Source organism: Litchfieldia alkalitelluris, from assembly GCF_002019645.1.
In the GTDB taxonomy this organism is placed as follows: domain Bacteria; phylum Bacillota; class Bacilli; order Bacillales; family Bacillaceae_L; genus Litchfieldia; species Litchfieldia alkalitelluris.
Genome location: NZ_KV917374.1, coordinates 1,155,055 through 1,172,034 on the forward strand (window position 1 = coordinate 1,155,055; position 16,980 = coordinate 1,172,034).

Here is a 16,980-nt window from a genome sequence, read left to right on the forward strand (position 1 = left end):
ATACAGACATGTATAAAGAAACACTCGTTTTACACGCAGATCATGATTGGGTAAAAAAAGATGGTACAGTTGCACCAGCTATATATTATTCCTCGACTTTTCCTGCACAAGACTCGGCTGAATTTGCTGAGATGGCAAGCAAACCTCTTCACTCACAATATTACACTCGCTATGGAAATCCCGTACATGAACGAGTAAAAGCAATTATGGCCGAACTTGAAGGCACAGAAACAGCGCTTGTCACAGGTTCTGGTATGGGGGCAATTGCAACTACTTTATTAGCGCTAGTGTCTGCTGGTGATCATGTCATTGCTCAAACAAGGCACTATATGTCCACAACGAAGATTATGGATGAAATGTTACCACGCTTTGGTGTAGAAGTTTCAATTGTGGAACAAACGGATCTTACTGCATTTGAAGCTGCTATTAGACCGAATACAAAGCTAATTATGCTTGAAACACCTGCAAATCCAACGTTGGTTTTAACAGACATAGCAGCTGTTACGGAGTTGGCAAAGAAACATGGAATACTGGTTGTGGCGGACAATACCTTTGCATCACCGCTTAATCAACGCCCACATGACTTGGGTGTCGATGTGGTAGTACATAGTGCTACAAAATATCTTGGAGGTCATAGTGACATCACAGCTGGTGTCATTTGTACAAGTCATAATTTAGCGGAGATGATTTGGGATACACACACGTCCATTGGTTCTGTCCTGTCCCCCATGGATGCATGGCTACTATTACGTGGTTTACGCACGTTGCCAGTAAGGATGGAACGAATCAATTCGAATGCTTTAGTACTGGCGGAATTTTTAGAGAATCAAGAAGAAATTGAAAACGTATATTATCCAGGACTTGTTAGTCATCCACAACATGAACTCGCTTTGAAGCAAATGAAAGGTGGCTATGGTTCGGTTATCGCTTTTGCGGTAAAAGGGGACTACGCTGCGACCCAGAGATTTGTATCAGCACTGAACCTTTCGTTAAATGCAGTGAGCCTCGGAGGAGTCGAGTCTCTAGTCGTTCATACAGCTGCCATGTGGGAAGGGGCACTGAATGAGGAGCAGATGAAAACAGCTGGGATTCCACCGAATTTCGTGAGATATTCTGTTGGACTTGAACATATTGAGGATTTGAAGGCAGATGTGTTGCAGGCTTTGAAGGTGCTATAAGAGCCAGCCCACTTTTCATTGAGAGAAGTGGGTTTAGTTTGTGTGCTCTTGGGTAAATTTGGGGAGTGGGCTTTTTGTTGTTGGGTAGTGTTTTATCGGGAGGGCCCTTGACACATACATTTTTGAGTTAGACCGATATATTTTTAGTTGGACTGATAAATTTCGAATTAGACCGATATATTTCAATTTAGACTGATATTCAGGTGCATTAGACTGATAAATTTTTCCTAGTAGTAAATATTCGTAAAAACTAAAAGCATGAACAGCTAAAATCCCTATTATCTCTCAATAAAATAAAAAAATGACCTATAAAATGATTCAAAATGATTAAAATGCTAGTTTGCTCCCCAAAAAATTAAAAAGTATACTGAAAAAAATCAAGAAAGGAGTTGGAAATATGATATTAAAGGAGCGAACGTACCCATTGGTTTTACTCCAGCTTAAAGCATTAATTAAAAGACTTCATCCACAGCATGAAAGACGTTCATTAGTCATTGAAGACTTCAAAAAAAGAGAAGCAGGTTATAAAGGTGAAGTGTCTCTTGACTATCATTTAAGTTTTATAGACAGTCAGTTGTACTCAATCCTTCATGATTTACGATTACCCGATGAGCGAGGTCGTTTTTTTCAAGTCGATACACTAATCGTATCAAAGAAGATGATGATTGCAGTTGAAATAAAAAATATAATGGGAACACTATACTTTGATTCAGTATTCAACCAGCTAATTAGAACAAAAGAAGGAATAGAGAGCGGGTTTGGAGACCCTATATCTCAAGTCCAAAAACATTCCTTACAATTAAAAGGATTCTTAAAAAGACATAACCAGCCGGAACTACCTGTATGCCCATTAGTGGTTGTCACTAGTCCTCAGTCAGTTATTAAAACATCGTCAGATCATCGGAAAATCTCCAACATTGTTACACATAGCATAAATCTCCCGGCTAAGGTTAGCCAACTAGATGAAATTTACTCAAAAGAAGTAATGAATGAAAAAGAAATCAAAAAAATGGCTCGTATTTTAATAAGACAGCATGTTGAATTAAGATATTCAGTTTTAGAAAAATACCGTATAAAAGCTCATGAATTAATTAAAGGTGTAATCTGTCAAAACTGCGAGTATCATCCACTGAAAAGAATCAGAGGGAATTGGTATTGCAATAAATGCAAGTGGAAAAACCCAGACGCACATCTTGAAGCGATTGAAGATTATTCCCTACTAATCTCCCCAGTTATAACAAACAGGCAACTTAGAGACTTTTTATTAATTGATTCTTCTACTATTGCGAAAAAGTTACTCCAGTCACAAAACCTCTCCCACAACGGAAAAAACAAAGGCCGAATCTACTACCTCCCACCACATTAAAATAACCCGCCACCTCCAAAGAGCTGAACGGGTCATTGATCAACCAAACTACTCCTGACTACTCTTCAATGCTTGATCTAAATCCCACAAGATATCATCAATACTCTCTAACCCAATCGACAGACGAATCATGTCTGGTGTAACACCTGCTTTGACTTGGCTTTCTTCATCCAACTGTTGATGTGTTGTACTAGCAGGATGAATAACAAGTGATTTTGCATCACCGACATTTGCTAAATGGGAGAATAATTGAAGACTGTTAATGAATTTTTTTCCTTCTTCCACTCCGCCTTTAATACCGAATGTGAAAATAGAGCCAGCACCTGTAGGAAGGTATTTTTTAGCTAAAGCATGATAGTCATTTTCCTCAAGACCTGGATAATTGACCCAAGAAACAAGTTCGTGACCCTTCAAGTACTCCGCAACCGCTTTGGCATTTTCGACGTGACGTTCCATTCGAAGGTGAAGCGTTTCCAAGCCTTGCAAGAATAAAAATGAGTTGAATGGTGACAAGCAGGCACCAGTATCTCGAAGCAATGTGACACGTGCTTTAGCGATATATGCAGCAGCACCAAGTGCTTCTGTATAGACTAAGCCATGATAGCTTGGATCAGGGGTGGTGAAGCCAGGAAATTTACCACTACTCCAATCAAATTTACCGGAATCAACAATGACTCCACCAATTGAAGTTCCATGGCCGCCAATAAATTTCGTTGCAGAATGAACGACAATATCTGCACCATGCTCAATCGGACGGCATAAATATGGAGATGCAAAGGTATTATCAACAATTAAAGGGATATTATTATCATGAGCAATCCTACTCAAGCTCTCAATATCTGCAACATTGATACTAGGGTTACCGATTGTCTCAATAAAAACAGCTTTTGTTTTGTCAGTTATTTTTGCTTTACAATCTTCCAAATCATCAACATCAAAAAAGTGAACGGTTATCCCCATCTTCGGTAAAGTATGTGCAAATAGTGCATATGTACCACCATATAAGCTGCTTGAAGCAATAATTTCATCGCCAGTTTCAGCAATATTTAGGATTGAATAAGTAATAGCTGCCTGACCAGAAGATGTAGCAAGAGCACCTATTCCGCCTTCTAATTGAGATATTCTTTGTTCAAAGATATCTTGGGTAGGGTTCATAATCCGAGTATAGATGTTTCCAGGTTCTTTTAAAGCAAATAAATCTGCTGCATGATCAGAATCATTGAATACAAATGAAGATGTTTGATAAATAGGAACAGCTCTGGAATTTGTTGCTGAATCTGGCTGCTGACCTCCGTGTAAAGCAATCGTATCAAAACCATATGTTCTCTCAGTCATTTTTGTTTCCCCTTTCAATTTTTTAAATAGTCAGTAAAATTCTAACATAACTTCTCCTCTAATAAGCAATAAAAATTCAATAATTTACATAAAAAAACAACCCGCAAATAATACGGGATGTTAAAAACCTTTATATTGTGGTTCTTCCATTTCAAGTTGTCCAACACGTGTTTTGATATCTTTTATAATTTCAGTGACAATCATTGTTTCAGTTTCATGAAAAGCTCTTTGTGCTTCTTCATCAACAGATTTTAGGGCCAAGCCTTGAAGAGAGGCATGTATACCTTTTAAGCTAGCAAGATTTTGTTTTACCTGTGATGCGACAGTCATATTTATTTACTCCTTTTAAGCGTCATATTCAATAGAAACAGCATGGGCAATACAAGGTATTGTTTCTTTTTGCTGAAAAGAAATTGGTGATAAAAGTGCACCAGTTGCAACAACTAAAATGCGTTTGAATTCACCTTTTTTCATACGGTTTAAAAGATGTCCATACGTAACTGTTGCTGAGCACCCAGCCCCACTTGCCCCAGAAAAGACAGGTTGATCTTCACGGTAAATGATTAAGCCACAATCCTGATATTTTGTTTCATCCATTTTAAGTCCGCCTTTATTCAATAAATCTAAAGCAATTTCATGACCGATATGACCTAAGTCACCTGTTACAATAAGATCATAATACGATGGATCAATTTGCATATCACGGAAGTGTGCTGTTATTGTGTCAACCGCTGCAGGAGCCATTGCACCTCCCATATTGAATGGGTCAGCCATTCCTAAATCAACCACTCGACCAATGGTTGCAGAGGTCACACGCGGTCCGTCACCTTTATTACTTAAAAGAGCCACACCTGCTCCAGTAACTGTCCACTGTGAGGTAGGAGGCTTTTGACCACCGTACTCCGTTGGATAACGAAACTGCTTTTCTACTGCAGAATTGTGACTTGCTGCCCCAGTTAATAAGTACTCTGCACTTCCATAATTCACTAAGTGAGCACCTAAGGCTAACCCTTCCATGGAAGTGGAGCAAGCTCCGAACAGTCCTAAATAGGGGGCACTCATTGTTCTCGCAGCAAAGCTAGAGGGGGTAATTTGATTGATCAAATCTCCTGATAAAATAAACTGAACCTTATCTTTTGATAATCCAGCCTTTTCTAGTGCTTTAAAGTAAGCTTCCTCAAATAATACCTTATGTGCTTTTTCATAGGAATCTTCACCGAGCCATAAATCTTCATGTAAAAGATCGAAATCATCTGCGATTCTTCCATTTGCCTCAAAAGGACCACCAACTGTCCCTGTAGAAACGATCACAGGTTTATTAGCGAAGGTCCATGTTTGATGTCCTTGCAACATTAAATCACACCCCATTGAATTAAGATTGTTTTAATAAGGGCAACGACAAAAGCAGAGAAGGTACCAAACAATACAACTGATCCAGCCAATTTAAACATATTTCCACCTACACCCAGCACAAATCCTTCAGTTCGATGCTCAATACATGCTGATATCACCGCATTTCCGAAGCCTGTAACAGGAACAGCACTTCCAGCACCTGCAAATTGAGCGAGGTGGTCATAAACACCAAAGCCGGTTAAAAGCATCGCAAAGAAAATCATCGTTGCAACGGTAGGGTTGCCTGCTGTTTGTTGTGTGAAATTAAAATTATAAATATAAAAGAGCTGAACAACTTGCCCAACACTACAAATAATCCCGCCAACCAAGAAAGCTTTAAGACAATTCATTAACACAGGACGTTTTGTTTCACGGTCTTTTTCAAACTGGTAATACTCCTGTTTTGTTGGAGTTATATTTTTTCTTTTCTGATTTGACATGTAGTTTTCAACTCACTTTTAATATATATTTCTAAACTTAGTTTGAATGGATGTTGATAAAATATACGTTACGATATAAATAAGATAAAAAGGGTTGGTCAAGGACCAACCATTTTGAGTATTTAAAAGTAGTATGTTTAACCTTGGTTATATTGAGGCTCTTCTGCCTGAATTTAGCTCTGATAGTTGTTTTTTACCAATTAATTTAGCGACTAAGAATAAAACAATCAGAACCGTAAATGATCTGACAATCACTTCTAACCATACCGGCATACATACACTCCTTCAATAAAATATAGTTTTATTTTTACCGTTAATATAGGATTTAGTAATAGTCAACTTTCCCCAATTATCCCCGTAAAAAAGCTGCCAATAAATTGACAGCTTAAAATTCTTTAATCTTGTTTATTTTGTGGATTTGGAAAATTAACATTACCATTAACATTAGGCTTAATTTCATTCGCAAATTCAGCAAATGCCGGTTGTTGCATTAGATTAGAAGTCGTCGTTTTCTTCTCTTCACCTTGTCTGAAATTAGTAACCATTTTTTGGATGGGTTCCATCATATTTTGAAGAGGTTCCTTCATATTAGTAGTAGGTTTTTGTCTAATCAGAACAGCGGCTAAGCTGACTACGATACCAATAATTGAAGCCCAGATCATACCGTTATTGTTTTTCTTCTTTTTGCCAGTCATTAATGGCAAAACGCGATCAACTAAAGTTGTAATCAATTGTAAGTAATTCAAATTAGGCACTTCCTTTTTAAAAATGTGTAAATCATCGTTAACAATAATAACTTTTACTGATGTATTCGTGATTATACTGACAATCTTTGGTTTAGATATAAAGCCTTGTTTTGGGCCCTGCCCCTAAAAGATCGATCTTCAAACCTTGGATTGAAGCAAGTTGTCTAAATGCTATTCAGCATAAAACTGGGCTTGTGCTTTTCTTATGTAAATCACTATAAGCTGTAGTAAAATAAATCAAAAGATGAGAAAAAGTGAGGAATAGAAATGGATAAAATATATCTTGATTACAACGCAAGCACACCAATTGATCCTCAAGTAATTGAGGCAATGGTCCCTTTTTTGAAGAGTGGTTTTGGTAATCCATCATCGAGTCATTGGGCAGGAATTGAGGCTAAAAATGCACTGGTAAAGTCCCGTGAGCAGGTAGCTGCTTTACTAGGTTGTGAGACAGAGGAAATCATATTTACGAGTGGTGGAAGTGAATCAAACAATCACGCATTAAAAGGTGTTTATTTTGCAAATAAGCATAAAGGAAATCATATTATTACAACTAAAATAGAACATCCAGCGATAGTTAGTCCTTGTAATTTTCTAGAAACGTTGGGAGCTCGGGTTACATATGTGAATGTTGACCAGTATGGAAAGGTTAATCCTCAAGAAATCGAACAAGCGATCACTGATGAAACGATTTTAATAAGTGTGATGCATGCAAATAATGAGGTTGGTACGATACAGCCGATCAAAGAAATAGCTAAGATTGCTAAGCAAAATAACGTGATTTTCCATACCGATGCAGCTCAATCTATTGGAAAGATTCCGACAAAGGTTAACGAGATGGGTGTGGATTTATTATCAATCGCAGGTCATAAGCTATATGCTCCGAAAGGAATTGGGGCTTTATTTGTTCGAAAAGGAACTAGAATTGATTCGTTTATCCATGGTGCTGGTCATGAGAGTGGAAGTAGAGCGGGAACCGAAAATATTTTGCAAATTGTAGCACTTGGTAAGGCTTGTGAATTAGCAACTGAAATAAACGAGAATGTACATACCTTGAAAAATTATTTTTGGGAAGAACTAAGAAGGGTTTTTGGAGAAAAGGTTGTTGTAAATGGGAAGTTAGATGAGTGCCTACCAAATACGCTAAATGTAAGCTTTATTGGTGAAGTTGGACAAGAGCTTTTAGCAAGGACTCCTGAATTAGCAGCTTCAACTGGTGCAGCTTGTCATACAGGTAGTGTTCAATTGTCTCCGGTGCTTGAAGCGATGAAGGTCGATGAAATTACAGGAAAGGGAACGATACGTTTTAGTCTTGGAAGGTTCACAACTAAAGAAGAAGTTGATAGAGCCGTTCTGCTACTTTCCAAGCAAAAAATGTGACAAACAGAAATAGTTTCGTAATAATTGATGCAGACTTATAATGATGTCTAAAAATGCTTTTAAAGGATGACAGAGATGAAGGTTGTTTTAGTTACACCAAATTTTCACCAACCACGAGGAAATACAGTAACTGTTCAAAGGATCTCTGATAACTTAGAGAAAAAAGGTGTAGAGACTGAAATCGTTTCTATGACAGAAGATGGAGATGTAGAGAAGCTCCCAGACGCTGATCTTGTTCACGGATTTCATGCTTACAAATTTTTAAAGTTCAAAGAGAAACTTAAAACGAAAGTTGATTCATATGTTTTGTCTATTACTGGCACTGATTTAAATCATGATCTATTTGATCATAATCGACGTAATGATGTGGTTCGTTCTTTATCAGAGGCTAAAGCTATTCATGTGTTTGATGAGAGTGCAAAACAGATGTTACAAACTGAAGTTGAAGGACTTGAAGATAAAATATATGTAATCGCCCAAGGAACGACTCAATTTACTGAGGAAAAGATAGAATTGAAAAAAGAACAAGGAACACTTGTTTTTCTACTTCCAGCTGGAGTTAGAAAGGTAAAGAATATCCCATTTGCAATTGAAGCATTAGAGAAACTGCAAACTAAGATCCCTTCTATTCGCTTATGGATTGTGGGTCCAATTCTTGAAAAAGAAGAAGGAAAAGTAGTTGAAGAGTTAGCAGATAAACACCATACATGGGTAAAATATCTAGGTCCATTCCCTCATTCTGATATGGGAGCACTATATCAAATAAGTGATATTGTATTAAATACCTCTCACTCAGAAGGGCAACCAGCTGCGATTTTAGAAGCGATGGGACATGGACTTCCTGTACTTGTATCAAGCAATCATGGAAACTTGAGTATTGTTTCGCATGAAGAGAATGGAATGGTCTATTCGACAGAGGCTCAATTTCTTGATTTTGCGGAGAGACTAGTGAATAATAACGAATTAAGGGCTAAAATTGGAAAAAATGCAGAAATCTATATTGATTCCAATCATTCTGCTACATATGAAGCCGAACGCTTTATAACTATTTATAAAAATGCCCTAAAATCATCAAATAATTAAACAGAGTGATTCGATAAGAACGATAAGGAATCACTGCTCAAAAAGGAGTGAACACTATGTCAAAAGAAGAAATCATTAAATTAACTTCATTATCATCAAAAGGTGGTTGAGGATGCAAAATTGGTCCTGAAGACCTAGCGCAGGTTCTGCGTCATTTACCAAAATCGGTACCAGATCCAAATCTACTTGTAGGGCTGGATACCTCAGATGATGCTGGAGTGTATAAAATAAATGAAGACACAGCACTTGTTCAAACGTTGGACTTTTTTACACCAATTGTGGATGATCCGTATATGTTTGGTCAAATTGCGGCAGCAAATTCTTTAAGTGATGTTTATGCAATGGGTGGGAAACCACTAACCGTGATGAACATTGTTGGTTTTCCAATTAATACATTGGACAAAAGTATTTTAGCAGATATCTTATGTGGTGCTGCAGATAAAGTGGCTGAATCAGGAGCGACTTTAGTTGGGGGTCACTCGATTGATGATAATGAACCGAAGTTTGGATTATCAGTAACTGGTGTCGTTCATCCAGATAAAGTTCGAGCTAATGCTGGTGCAAAACCTGGTGACCGCCTTGTTTTAACAAAACCTATTGGTGTAGGAATCTTAACAACTGCGATTAAGCGGGATCTTTTATCTGAGGAAAGCTTAAATGAGGTCATGCAAGTCATGGCAGCTCTAAATAAAGATGCGGCTGAAGCTATGGAAAATTATCAAGTAAATGCATGTACTGATATTACAGGCTTTGGTTTACTTGGTCATACATTAGAAATGGCTGAAGGAAGCAATGTTGGGATAACAGTGGATAGTAAGAATGTACCTGTATTATCAGGAACGAGAGAGCTTGCTGAGCAAAACATCATTCCAGGTGGTACAAAGAAAAACCATAAATGGATCGCTGATCGAATCGATTATCAAGAGAACGTCGACGAAATCAGTCAGCTGATTCTTTGTGATGCTGTTACATCAGGAGGATTATTAATTTCTGTTCCTGAAGAAGCGGCAGAAAGTTTGCAGAAAGATCTTCTTGACCGAAATGTACCCTCTGCAATTATTGGGGTTGTAACAGCTGAAACGCCAGGAAGAATTAAAGTGATCTAAGAAGGGCTCGTTCCTGAGTCCTTCTTAGAAAAATTGGAGGCATAGGGAATATGAAAAAGTTATTAGCATTGTTGTTTACCAGTATACTATTCTTTTCGTTAGTGGCATGTACAACGGGCAATGAAGGAAATGAAGCAACTGATGAAACTGAAGAAGCTGAAGATTTTACAATAGGAGTCATTCCTTCTCAAACGGAAGGATCAATGGAAGCAGCAATGGAAGAGCTTCAAACAATTTTAACTGAAAAATTAGGTCGTACTGTAAAGGTAGATGTTTACCCAGACTATAATGGTGTTGTTGAAGCGATGAATTATGACAAAATTGATATGGCATACTTTGGACCTTTAACATATGTTGTTGCGCATGCTAATAGTGGAGCAAAAGCAATTATCACACAATTAATTGATGGAGAGCCATTTTATCATTCTTATATTATTACGCATGTAGATAGCCCTTGGACTTCATTGGAAGAGCTTTTAACAGAAACTGAAGAAGTTGATTTCGCATTTGGTGATATTAATTCAACTTCAGGATCTTTAATTCCAAGTATAGAGTTACAAGATCGTGGTGTTTTTGTTTCGGAAGATGAACATGAATTCAAAACAGTACGTTATACAGGATCACATGATGCAACAGCACTTTCTATTCAAAATAAACAAGTTACAGCTGGTGCAATTGATAGTGCGATTTATAATCAGTTAGTTGAATCAGGAAAAATTGATGGTGAACAAATTAAAATCATCTGGCAGTCAGAACCACTATTCCAATATCCATGGGCAGTTCACGCTGATACAGATGATGAAACAATTGAAAAACTTCAAGCAGCATTTTTAGGCATAAAGGATCCGGTCGTTCTTGATGCGTTTGGAGCAAGTGGATTTATTGAAGCAACGGATAAAGATTATGAAAGTATTCGCGATGCTGCGATTAAAGAAGGAATTATCAACGAATAGAGCTGATGATTGTGTGGTTTAAAAGGCATCATATTATTACCGTGATTGTTTTAGTGGCTGTTATTTATTACAGTATGAGACTCACGGAGTTTGATTTAACAAAATTTAGAGACTTCCGTAACATGATTGATTTTTTATCACATTGGTTTCCGATGGATTTGGAATACCTACCAAGAGCAATCAATGATAGTTTGGAAACATTGGCGGTGGCGTTTTTAGGAAGCTTTTTTGGCTTGCTAATCGCCATCCCAATTAGTTTTATTGCTGCTAAAAATACAGCTCCATCTGGGGTTGTTTATCATTTATCAAGGACGGTTTTAAGTTTTGTTCGTTCCATTCCTGAGATTGTGTTTGGTCTTATTTTACTTACAGCACTTGGGTTAGGTCCCTTTCCAGCAGTATTAGCTATTATGTTTCATAATATAGGGGTATTAGGTAAATTGATATCTGAGTTAATTGAAGCAGCCGAGCCAGGGCCACAGGAAGCAATGAAAGCAGTGGGAGCAAAAAGCTGGTTCGGCTCTCTCTTTAGCATCTTGCCACAAATTTGGCCGAATGTCTTATCGAGCTATTTTTATCGGTTTGAAGTAGCGATAAGAACGTCATTAATTCTTGGATTTATTGGTGGTGGTGGAATCGGACAAAGGCTATTTAACGATTTCAAGACCTTTCAATATTCAGCGGTTTCTCTAGATGTACTTATCATTATGATTATTGTTATTTTAGTTGACTTATTAGGAAGCTATGTCAGAAATAAAGTAATTTAGGAAGGGAGTGGTCCAAAATGATTGAAATTAAAGATTTATCGGTTCGTTATCCAAGGAGCAACAGTAATGCACTAACTTCCATTAATCTTTCTCTTGCGAAAAGTGATTTTGTTTGTATTCTTGGAAAAAGTGGAGCCGGAAAGTCTACTTTCATCCGTTGTATCAATGGGCTACAAAAACCGACTGAAGGTGACATTCTTTGGAACGGTGAATCCCTTTCTGGAAAAAACGATGAGCAGCTTAGACTTGTACGTAGAGAGATGGGGATGATTTTTCAACACTTTAATCTCGTTCCACGCCTTTCTGTTATTCAAAATGTGTTAACCGGTTATTTTGGTTATCGGAATACCTTTAAAAATATGATTGGTTTTTTTGATTTACATGAAATTGCTGAAGCTAAACAAATTATTGCAGATGTTGGGTTGTCAGAATTTACTGACCGACGAGTGGAGCATCTAAGTGGGGGCCAAAAGCAGCGTGTGGGAATAGCTAGAGCTGTTCTTCAACATCCAAAGGTATTACTAGGTGATGAACCTGTTGCAAGTCTTGACCCAGGTACATCAAACCGAATTTTCACCTTATTAAAAGAGATGCACGAAAGACATCAGCTGTTGACTGTCATAAATGTTCATGATGTAACCCTTGCGAAGCGCTATGCAACAAGAATTATTGGCTTGAAAAATGGTGAATTATTATTTGATGGTCCACCAGAGCGATTCACTGAAAAAGAATACCATGAGATTTATGAATCAAATGTAGAAGAGAGCTTAACCTACATTACGTAAGTTGATCTCTGAATAAGGAGTTGAAGTTCATGATAAAAACTCCATGAGTGGTCGATATTACAGAAGTCGTGTACGACTGCAAAGATGATACTATTCTTAAAAAAGTAAACACAAACAACACCAAAAAGGTTGTCTTAACAATCGATGATGGTCCAAGTAGAGTTCTTCCACAGCTGCTAGATGTCCTTCGTGATGAAGAGGTTCCAGCTGTTTTTTTCTGGCAATCAAAGCTTTTGTTTCATGAGAGAGAATGGCAAAGAGTCTTAGACGAGGGACACCTAATTGGTACACATTCCACAAAGCATCGCAATATGGTGAAACTTAGCTTTGAAGAGCAGTTTCAGGATGTTTATCATAGTGTGGAAAAAATCGAAGAAATTACAGGTCAAAAAGTTAGATACTTTCGCCCGCCATATGGACAGTATAATGAAAATACATTAGAGGTAGCTAGAGAGCTTCAATTAGTTCCTGTGATGTGGAGAATATCGTCTATGGATTGGGAACTGAAACACGATTCGCAAAAGATTATTTCAAATGTTTGTGACCATTTAGAGGATGGGGCAATTATCCTTTTACATGAACTGCGGCAAACTCTTGAGGTGTTGCCTGAATTAATCAAAGCAATAAAACAAAAAGGATATGGGTTTACCTTGTTATAGTTAGAAACTAAGACTTATCTCGAGATAGGTCTTTTTTATTGTAATTTAGTAGAATTGAACGATTCTGCTCACTCAATGTGAATGGAAATATCAAGTATAAGTTATTTAGAAAGTGAAAAAGTTTAATTATTAAAAGTTATAAAGATCTAATTTGGAAAGATGATTCGTTAAAAAATTATTGGCACTCCCAGTTTTTTTCATGTAACATATTCCTAAAGAGTAGAAAAGGGAGCCAGTTTACATGAAAAAATTAGTCAAGGTTAGAGATGTAACGATTGGAGAAGGTGCTCCAAAGATATGTGTTCCGGTTGTTGGAGAAACACTTGAGCAGTTGCTTGAAGAAATAGTCTCATTGAAATCTCTTGACTTAGATGTCGTGGAATGGCGCATAGACTTCTTTCAAGATGTAGAGTCGATCGAAATTGTGAAATCAGCACTTTTTGAAATCCGCCAAGCCTTAGGAAATACCCCCCTCCTTTTTACCTTTCGAAGTGCCAAAGAGGGTGGAGAGAGGGAAGTGAGCAGCTCTTATTATTTTGAGCTTAATAGCGAAATAGTAAAATCAAGTCTAGTTGAGATGGTTGATATTGAGTTGTTTAATGATGAGGAAATGATCAAAGAGCTTGTTGAGGAATCTCACAAGCATGGGGTGTTTGTGGTTATTTCAAATCATGATTTTGATAAAACACCTTCAAAGGATGAAATTGTTACTCGTTTACGGAGAGCTCAAGAATTAGGCGGAGATTTGCCGAAAATCGCAGTCATGCCAAGAACAGCGGCTGATGTACTTGTTTTACTTGATGCAACGCTCATGATGTCAGAGCAATATGCTGACAGACCGATTATTACAATGTCCATGGCAGGTAATGGGGTTGTAAGCCGTCTTGCTGGAGAAGTTTTTGGTTCAGCACTTACTTTTGGTGCAGCTAAAAAGGCCTCTGCACCGGGACAGATTTCGGTAACTGAGCTAAGAAGAGTACTTGAATTAATACATAAGAATTTATGATTCCGCATCATATGGGTGCGGTTTTTTTGTGTGGGTAGTTGGATATTCTGCGAAGTGATGTTGGAAGACTGATAAAAAGAGAGAACTGGTTGATAAAACAGGAGAATTGGTTGATAAAATCATAAAACTGGTTGATAAACCCAAAGAATTGGTTGATAAACCTAAGTAATTGGTAAATAAATCAATAAATGGTTTAATAAAATCAAAAAATACTAGGGTGAACGGTTACTCCCTCTATCAAATCAAGGGCCGCATTTCATAATAAATCCACCTTGCAAAAAAAATTCACTTTTCTTGTAACAAATACCAAGTTGATGGTACTAATACAATGAAAAACTAAACTACGACCCAACTATAGATGGGAGGGGCGAGATGGAGCTTGAGGAAGTTTACAAAAACGTAAGCCCAAGAATATTTGCTTACTTTTATGCTAAAACATTAGCTAAAGAAATAGCGGAAGATCTCACACATGATGTGTTCTATGACGCTATGAAAAATATTCATAGTTTTTCTGGCAAAAGCTCAATAGATACTTGGATCTTTGCGATTGCCATGAATCGTTTAAAGAAGTATTACCGATCAAAAAAATACAAAAAGCAATTACAGCAAAAATTGATTTTTGATGACGCGAATACAGTTTCAATCATCGATGAAATGATAGAAAAAGAGAATCATCAACTCCTTTTAGAAAAAATCCGGCTTCTTGAAGAACCATTAAAAGAGCTTGTCACGCTAAGAATCTATGGTGAATTGTCGTTTAAGGAGATAGGAATCATCTTAAACAAAACGGAGAATTATGCTAGGGTCAATTTTTATCGAACGAAACTGAAATTGCAGAAGGAATTAGAGGAGGGAAAAAATGAGCACAAAAGTTAATCAGGCGATAGTTGAAGATTTACTTCCTTTATATAGTGAAGGCTTGCTAAGTGCTGAAACAACAAAGTGGGTTGAGCAGCAGCTTGAAAGTAATGAAGAGCTTAAGAATATTGCCAATCATATCACTTCAGATCTTCCAACACCTGAAATCGTATCTTCGATTGACCATGAAAAAATGTTCAAGCAAATAAATCGACGTCTTTCATTGTATCAAATGATTTTTGTGGCAATCTCATTTTTCTTGGCTATACAAACATCATTGTTAAATGAGAGCTTCGGATTTATATTGTGGTACGCGGTGCTAGGCGCCTTAACTTTTCAGTTTTATAAAGACTGGAAGCTAGTTTTATTTATTTCAATCATGCCAATTTTCCTTTGGTCGTTAAGTTCAAATATCATGGATTTCACCTCAGGTAGTGTTGAAGGAATATCTTTTCTACCTTTTCTTGGTCAATCCATTTTAGGAAGTCTATTTTTAAGTATCTTTCATGGATTGTTTGCAATTTTGGGAAGTATCATTGTTTGGTTATTTTTAAAATCGAAAGGAGATTCATGATGAAGAAAAAACGATATCTTGTTTATAAATTAATAGCTCTTATTTTAATTGGCTTTATAGTAACGTTTTATAATGCATTTAACGGAAATCCAATCAGTGAATGGATCGCTTTTAAAAAGGTTGAAAAGCATGTAGCATCAACCTATCCTGACAGAGAATTTAGAGTTCAAGAAGGTTTTTATGATTTTAAATTTGGAGAGTATTTATTCAATGTAATTGAAATTGGCTCAGTTGATGAAACAAATGTTGGCCCGAAAGAATATGAGTTCCGCGTTCGTGGCTTTTTTTCACCAGCAATCGTCTGGGATGGGGTCCGTTATAGTCTACTAGATCAAAGCTTAATGACGCGCTTAAGTCGTGAGGCAGAAATTAAAATAAAGTCATTGTTAACCACTGAAGTAGAAAATGTAAAAGAAGTTGGAATCCAACTAGAGGTTCTAAAAGGACAGTTACCAAAAGACATCAAATGGGAGAAAGATGTTAATCTAGATTCCCCGATGGACATTCATATTGTAATAGATTCCACTAATTCAACGAAAGAAGAGACGGTTTTGACTGCGAAAAAAATCCAGGATACGCTAAAGGCTCAAGGCATTAGTTATAAACGAGTAACAATTAATGGCAATGTATTTGGTTTAAATGAGAAGGAATACGGTGCAAAAGCTTCGCATGGTTATGTGAAATATTCATTTTCTTTTGAGCCAGATACAACTATTAGAAAAAAAGATATTCAGGAAGAAAATAAATAATAATTTCATTATGCTATGAACGAATTGTAAACGTCGGTCGTCAAATAGATACTATGATGATCGAAGGAGAGAGAAGAATGGCATTTTGGATTTTTTGGATTGCATCAATGGTTGGTGCAGTAGCAATAATACCTTATCAATTTAAATTATTAATTCCGAAGATTGAAGAACAAAAGATAAAGCAACCTCACAAAAAGGTTCCGCCATATCCAGTTCTAATGTTGATCACTTTTTTACAAAGTGCAATTCTACTCGGAGTTGCCTCATTTGTTGGTACACTTTTGGCACCTAAAGTAGGTTTGCATTGGTGGTTGGTTGATTATTTTTTATATAGAGATGTGATTCCTTATAATGTCTGGGGAGTTTTGGCGTTAGCGGGTATTATTGCACTTACTGCTTGTCTTTTCATCTTGTTCCTTGATATTCTCTTTATGAAAAAATTACCAAAGGTCGAGGTGCCAGTACCTGGAAGAACTCAGTCAGTGTTAGCTTCATTTTATGGAGGAATTTCAGAGGAAGTACTAATGCGCTTATTTATAATGACGCTTTTCGTTTATTTACTAAAATTTATAACATTGAGTGAATTTGCAGTATAAGTTGCGA

Annotated in this window: 20 protein-coding genes; 14 read left to right on the plus strand and 6 right to left on the minus strand. The window is 37.0% G+C overall.

Going from position 1 to position 16,980, the window contains the following annotated elements; translation table 11 throughout:
- Positions 1-8 precede the first annotated feature (8 nt).
- Both BK579_RS05210 and BK579_RS05215 read left to right on the plus strand, forming a co-directional pair.
- Positions 9-1,178, plus strand: a complete 1,170-nt coding sequence (locus BK579_RS05210) for a trans-sulfuration enzyme family protein (RefSeq protein WP_078550404.1) — start codon at positions 9-11, stop codon at positions 1,176-1,178.
- A gap of 397 nt (positions 1,179-1,575) precedes the next feature.
- Complete coding sequence (locus tag BK579_RS05215) at positions 1,576-2,544, plus strand: nuclease-related domain-containing protein (protein WP_078544023.1); 969 nt, start codon at positions 1,576-1,578, stop codon at positions 2,542-2,544.
- A gap of 48 nt (positions 2,545-2,592) precedes the next feature.
- On the opposite strand, the gene BK579_RS05220 is transcribed toward BK579_RS05215, so the two are convergent.
- The 6 genes from BK579_RS05220 to BK579_RS05240 all read right to left on the minus strand — a co-directional run bounded on the left by BK579_RS05220 (position 2,593) and on the right by BK579_RS05240 (position 6,457).
- Positions 2,593-3,879: a homocysteine synthase gene (locus tag BK579_RS05220; RefSeq protein WP_078544024.1), complete on the minus strand. Its 1,287-nt coding sequence runs from the start codon at positions 3,877-3,879 to the stop codon at positions 2,593-2,595.
- Positions 3,880-3,999: 120 nt separating this feature from the next.
- Entirely contained in the window at positions 4,000-4,209 is a 210-nt protein-coding gene (locus tag BK579_RS05225; RefSeq protein ID WP_078544026.1) for a DUF1657 domain-containing protein, read from the minus strand.
- A gap of 15 nt (positions 4,210-4,224) precedes the next feature.
- The gene (gene spoVAD, locus BK579_RS05230; protein WP_078544027.1) at positions 4,225-5,232 is read right to left on the minus strand and encodes a stage V sporulation protein AD; all 1,008 of its coding nucleotides are present in this window, start codon (positions 5,230-5,232) and stop codon (positions 4,225-4,227) included.
- Positions 5,232-5,711 carry a stage V sporulation protein AC gene (gene spoVAC / locus BK579_RS05235; protein ID WP_078544029.1) on the minus strand — a complete coding sequence of 160 codons (480 nt, stop codon included), beginning with the start codon at positions 5,709-5,711 and terminating at the stop codon, positions 5,232-5,234. Before spoVAC ends, spoVAD begins: the two co-directional genes overlap by 1 nt.
- Positions 5,712-5,858: 147 nt before the next feature.
- A complete protein-coding gene (locus BK579_RS26675) occupies positions 5,859-5,984 on the minus strand; it encodes a hypothetical protein (protein WP_268876453.1) in 126 nt (41 codons plus the stop codon).
- 122 nt (positions 5,985-6,106) lie between these two features.
- Positions 6,107-6,457, minus strand: coding sequence for a hypothetical protein (locus tag BK579_RS05240; protein WP_078544031.1), 351 nt, complete (start codon positions 6,455-6,457; stop codon positions 6,107-6,109).
- Positions 6,458-6,724: 267 nt separating this feature from the next.
- Between BK579_RS05240 and BK579_RS05245 the strand changes: the two genes are divergently transcribed.
- The 12 genes from BK579_RS05245 to BK579_RS05300 all read left to right on the plus strand — a co-directional run bounded on the left by BK579_RS05245 (position 6,725) and on the right by BK579_RS05300 (position 16,973).
- Entirely contained in the window at positions 6,725-7,837 is a 1,113-nt protein-coding gene (locus BK579_RS05245; RefSeq protein WP_078544032.1) for a cysteine desulfurase family protein, read from the plus strand.
- 75 nt (positions 7,838-7,912) lie between these two features.
- Positions 7,913-8,920: a glycosyltransferase family 4 protein gene (locus tag BK579_RS05250; protein WP_204524683.1), complete on the plus strand. Its 1,008-nt coding sequence runs from the start codon at positions 7,913-7,915 to the stop codon at positions 8,918-8,920.
- 56 nt (positions 8,921-8,976) lie between these two features.
- Positions 8,977-10,026 (plus strand): selenide, water dikinase SelD, encoded by a 1,050-nt coding sequence (selD, locus tag BK579_RS05255; protein WP_204524684.1) that lies wholly within the window; start codon positions 8,977-8,979, stop codon positions 10,024-10,026.
- Positions 10,027-10,076: 50 nt separating this feature from the next.
- Positions 10,077-10,979, plus strand: coding sequence for a phosphate/phosphite/phosphonate ABC transporter substrate-binding protein (gene phnD, locus BK579_RS05260; RefSeq protein WP_078544036.1), 903 nt, complete (start codon positions 10,077-10,079; stop codon positions 10,977-10,979).
- Between the two features lie 5 nt (positions 10,980-10,984).
- On the plus strand, positions 10,985-11,746 hold the full coding sequence (phnE, locus tag BK579_RS05265) for a phosphonate ABC transporter, permease protein PhnE (RefSeq protein WP_078544038.1): 762 nt from the start codon (positions 10,985-10,987) through the stop codon (positions 11,744-11,746).
- Positions 11,747-11,763: 17 nt separating this feature from the next.
- Entirely contained in the window at positions 11,764-12,531 is a 768-nt protein-coding gene (gene phnC / locus BK579_RS05270; protein ID WP_078544039.1) for a phosphonate ABC transporter ATP-binding protein, read from the plus strand.
- Positions 12,532-12,578: 47 nt separating this feature from the next.
- The gene (locus BK579_RS05275) at positions 12,579-13,190 is read left to right on the plus strand and encodes a polysaccharide deacetylase family protein (protein WP_139365046.1); all 612 of its coding nucleotides are present in this window, start codon (positions 12,579-12,581) and stop codon (positions 13,188-13,190) included.
- Between the two features lie 241 nt (positions 13,191-13,431).
- Positions 13,432-14,196: a type I 3-dehydroquinate dehydratase gene (aroD, locus tag BK579_RS05280; RefSeq protein WP_078544041.1), complete on the plus strand. Its 765-nt coding sequence runs from the start codon at positions 13,432-13,434 to the stop codon at positions 14,194-14,196.
- Between the two features lie 372 nt (positions 14,197-14,568).
- The gene (locus BK579_RS05285; protein WP_078544043.1) at positions 14,569-15,072 is read left to right on the plus strand and encodes an RNA polymerase sigma factor; all 504 of its coding nucleotides are present in this window, start codon (positions 14,569-14,571) and stop codon (positions 15,070-15,072) included.
- A complete protein-coding gene (locus BK579_RS05290) occupies positions 15,056-15,628 on the plus strand; it encodes a hypothetical protein (protein ID WP_078544045.1) in 573 nt (190 codons plus the stop codon). Before BK579_RS05285 ends, BK579_RS05290 begins: the two co-directional genes overlap by 17 nt.
- Complete coding sequence (locus tag BK579_RS05295) at positions 15,628-16,377, plus strand: YfjL-like protein (protein WP_078544047.1); 750 nt, start codon at positions 15,628-15,630, stop codon at positions 16,375-16,377. The genes BK579_RS05290 and BK579_RS05295 overlap by 1 nt, the downstream gene beginning before the upstream one ends.
- A 77-nt stretch (positions 16,378-16,454) precedes the next feature.
- Positions 16,455-16,973, plus strand: coding sequence for a hypothetical protein (locus BK579_RS05300; protein ID WP_235848344.1), 519 nt, complete (start codon positions 16,455-16,457; stop codon positions 16,971-16,973).
- Positions 16,974-16,980: the final 7 nt, after the last annotated feature.

Bases quoted from the DNA above. Each gene is read 5' to 3' on its own strand.
- BK579_RS05210 (WP_078550404.1), top strand. From the start codon at position 9: ATGTATAAAGAAACACTCGTTTTACACGCAGATCATGATTGGGTAAAA.
- BK579_RS05215 (WP_078544023.1), top strand. From the start codon at position 1,576: ATGATATTAAAGGAGCGAACGTACCCATTGGTTTTACTCCAGCTTAAA.
- BK579_RS05220 (WP_078544024.1), bottom strand. From the start codon at position 3,879: ATGACTGAGAGAACATATGGTTTTGATACGATTGCTTTACACGGAGGT.
- BK579_RS05225 (WP_078544026.1), bottom strand. From the start codon at position 4,209: ATGACTGTCGCATCACAGGTAAAACAAAATCTTGCTAGCTTAAAAGGT.
- spoVAD (WP_078544027.1), bottom strand. From the start codon at position 5,232: ATGTTGCAAGGACATCAAACATGGACCTTCGCTAATAAACCTGTGATC.
- spoVAC (WP_078544029.1), bottom strand. From the start codon at position 5,711: ATGTCAAATCAGAAAAGAAAAAATATAACTCCAACAAAACAGGAGTAT.
- BK579_RS26675 (WP_268876453.1), bottom strand. From the start codon at position 5,984: ATGCCGGTATGGTTAGAAGTGATTGTCAGATCATTTACGGTTCTGATT.
- BK579_RS05245 (WP_078544032.1), top strand. From the start codon at position 6,725: ATGGATAAAATATATCTTGATTACAACGCAAGCACACCAATTGATCCT.
- BK579_RS05250 (WP_204524683.1), top strand. From the start codon at position 7,913: ATGAAGGTTGTTTTAGTTACACCAAATTTTCACCAACCACGAGGAAAT.
- phnD (WP_078544036.1), top strand. From the start codon at position 10,077: ATGAAAAAGTTATTAGCATTGTTGTTTACCAGTATACTATTCTTTTCG.
- phnE (WP_078544038.1), top strand. From the start codon at position 10,985: ATGATTGTGTGGTTTAAAAGGCATCATATTATTACCGTGATTGTTTTA.
- phnC (WP_078544039.1), top strand. From the start codon at position 11,764: ATGATTGAAATTAAAGATTTATCGGTTCGTTATCCAAGGAGCAACAGT.
- aroD (WP_078544041.1), top strand. From the start codon at position 13,432: ATGAAAAAATTAGTCAAGGTTAGAGATGTAACGATTGGAGAAGGTGCT.
- BK579_RS05285 (WP_078544043.1), top strand. From the start codon at position 14,569: ATGGAGCTTGAGGAAGTTTACAAAAACGTAAGCCCAAGAATATTTGCT.
- BK579_RS05290 (WP_078544045.1), top strand. From the start codon at position 15,056: ATGAGCACAAAAGTTAATCAGGCGATAGTTGAAGATTTACTTCCTTTA.
- BK579_RS05295 (WP_078544047.1), top strand. From the start codon at position 15,628: ATGAAGAAAAAACGATATCTTGTTTATAAATTAATAGCTCTTATTTTA.
- BK579_RS05300 (WP_235848344.1), top strand. From the start codon at position 16,455: ATGGCATTTTGGATTTTTTGGATTGCATCAATGGTTGGTGCAGTAGCA.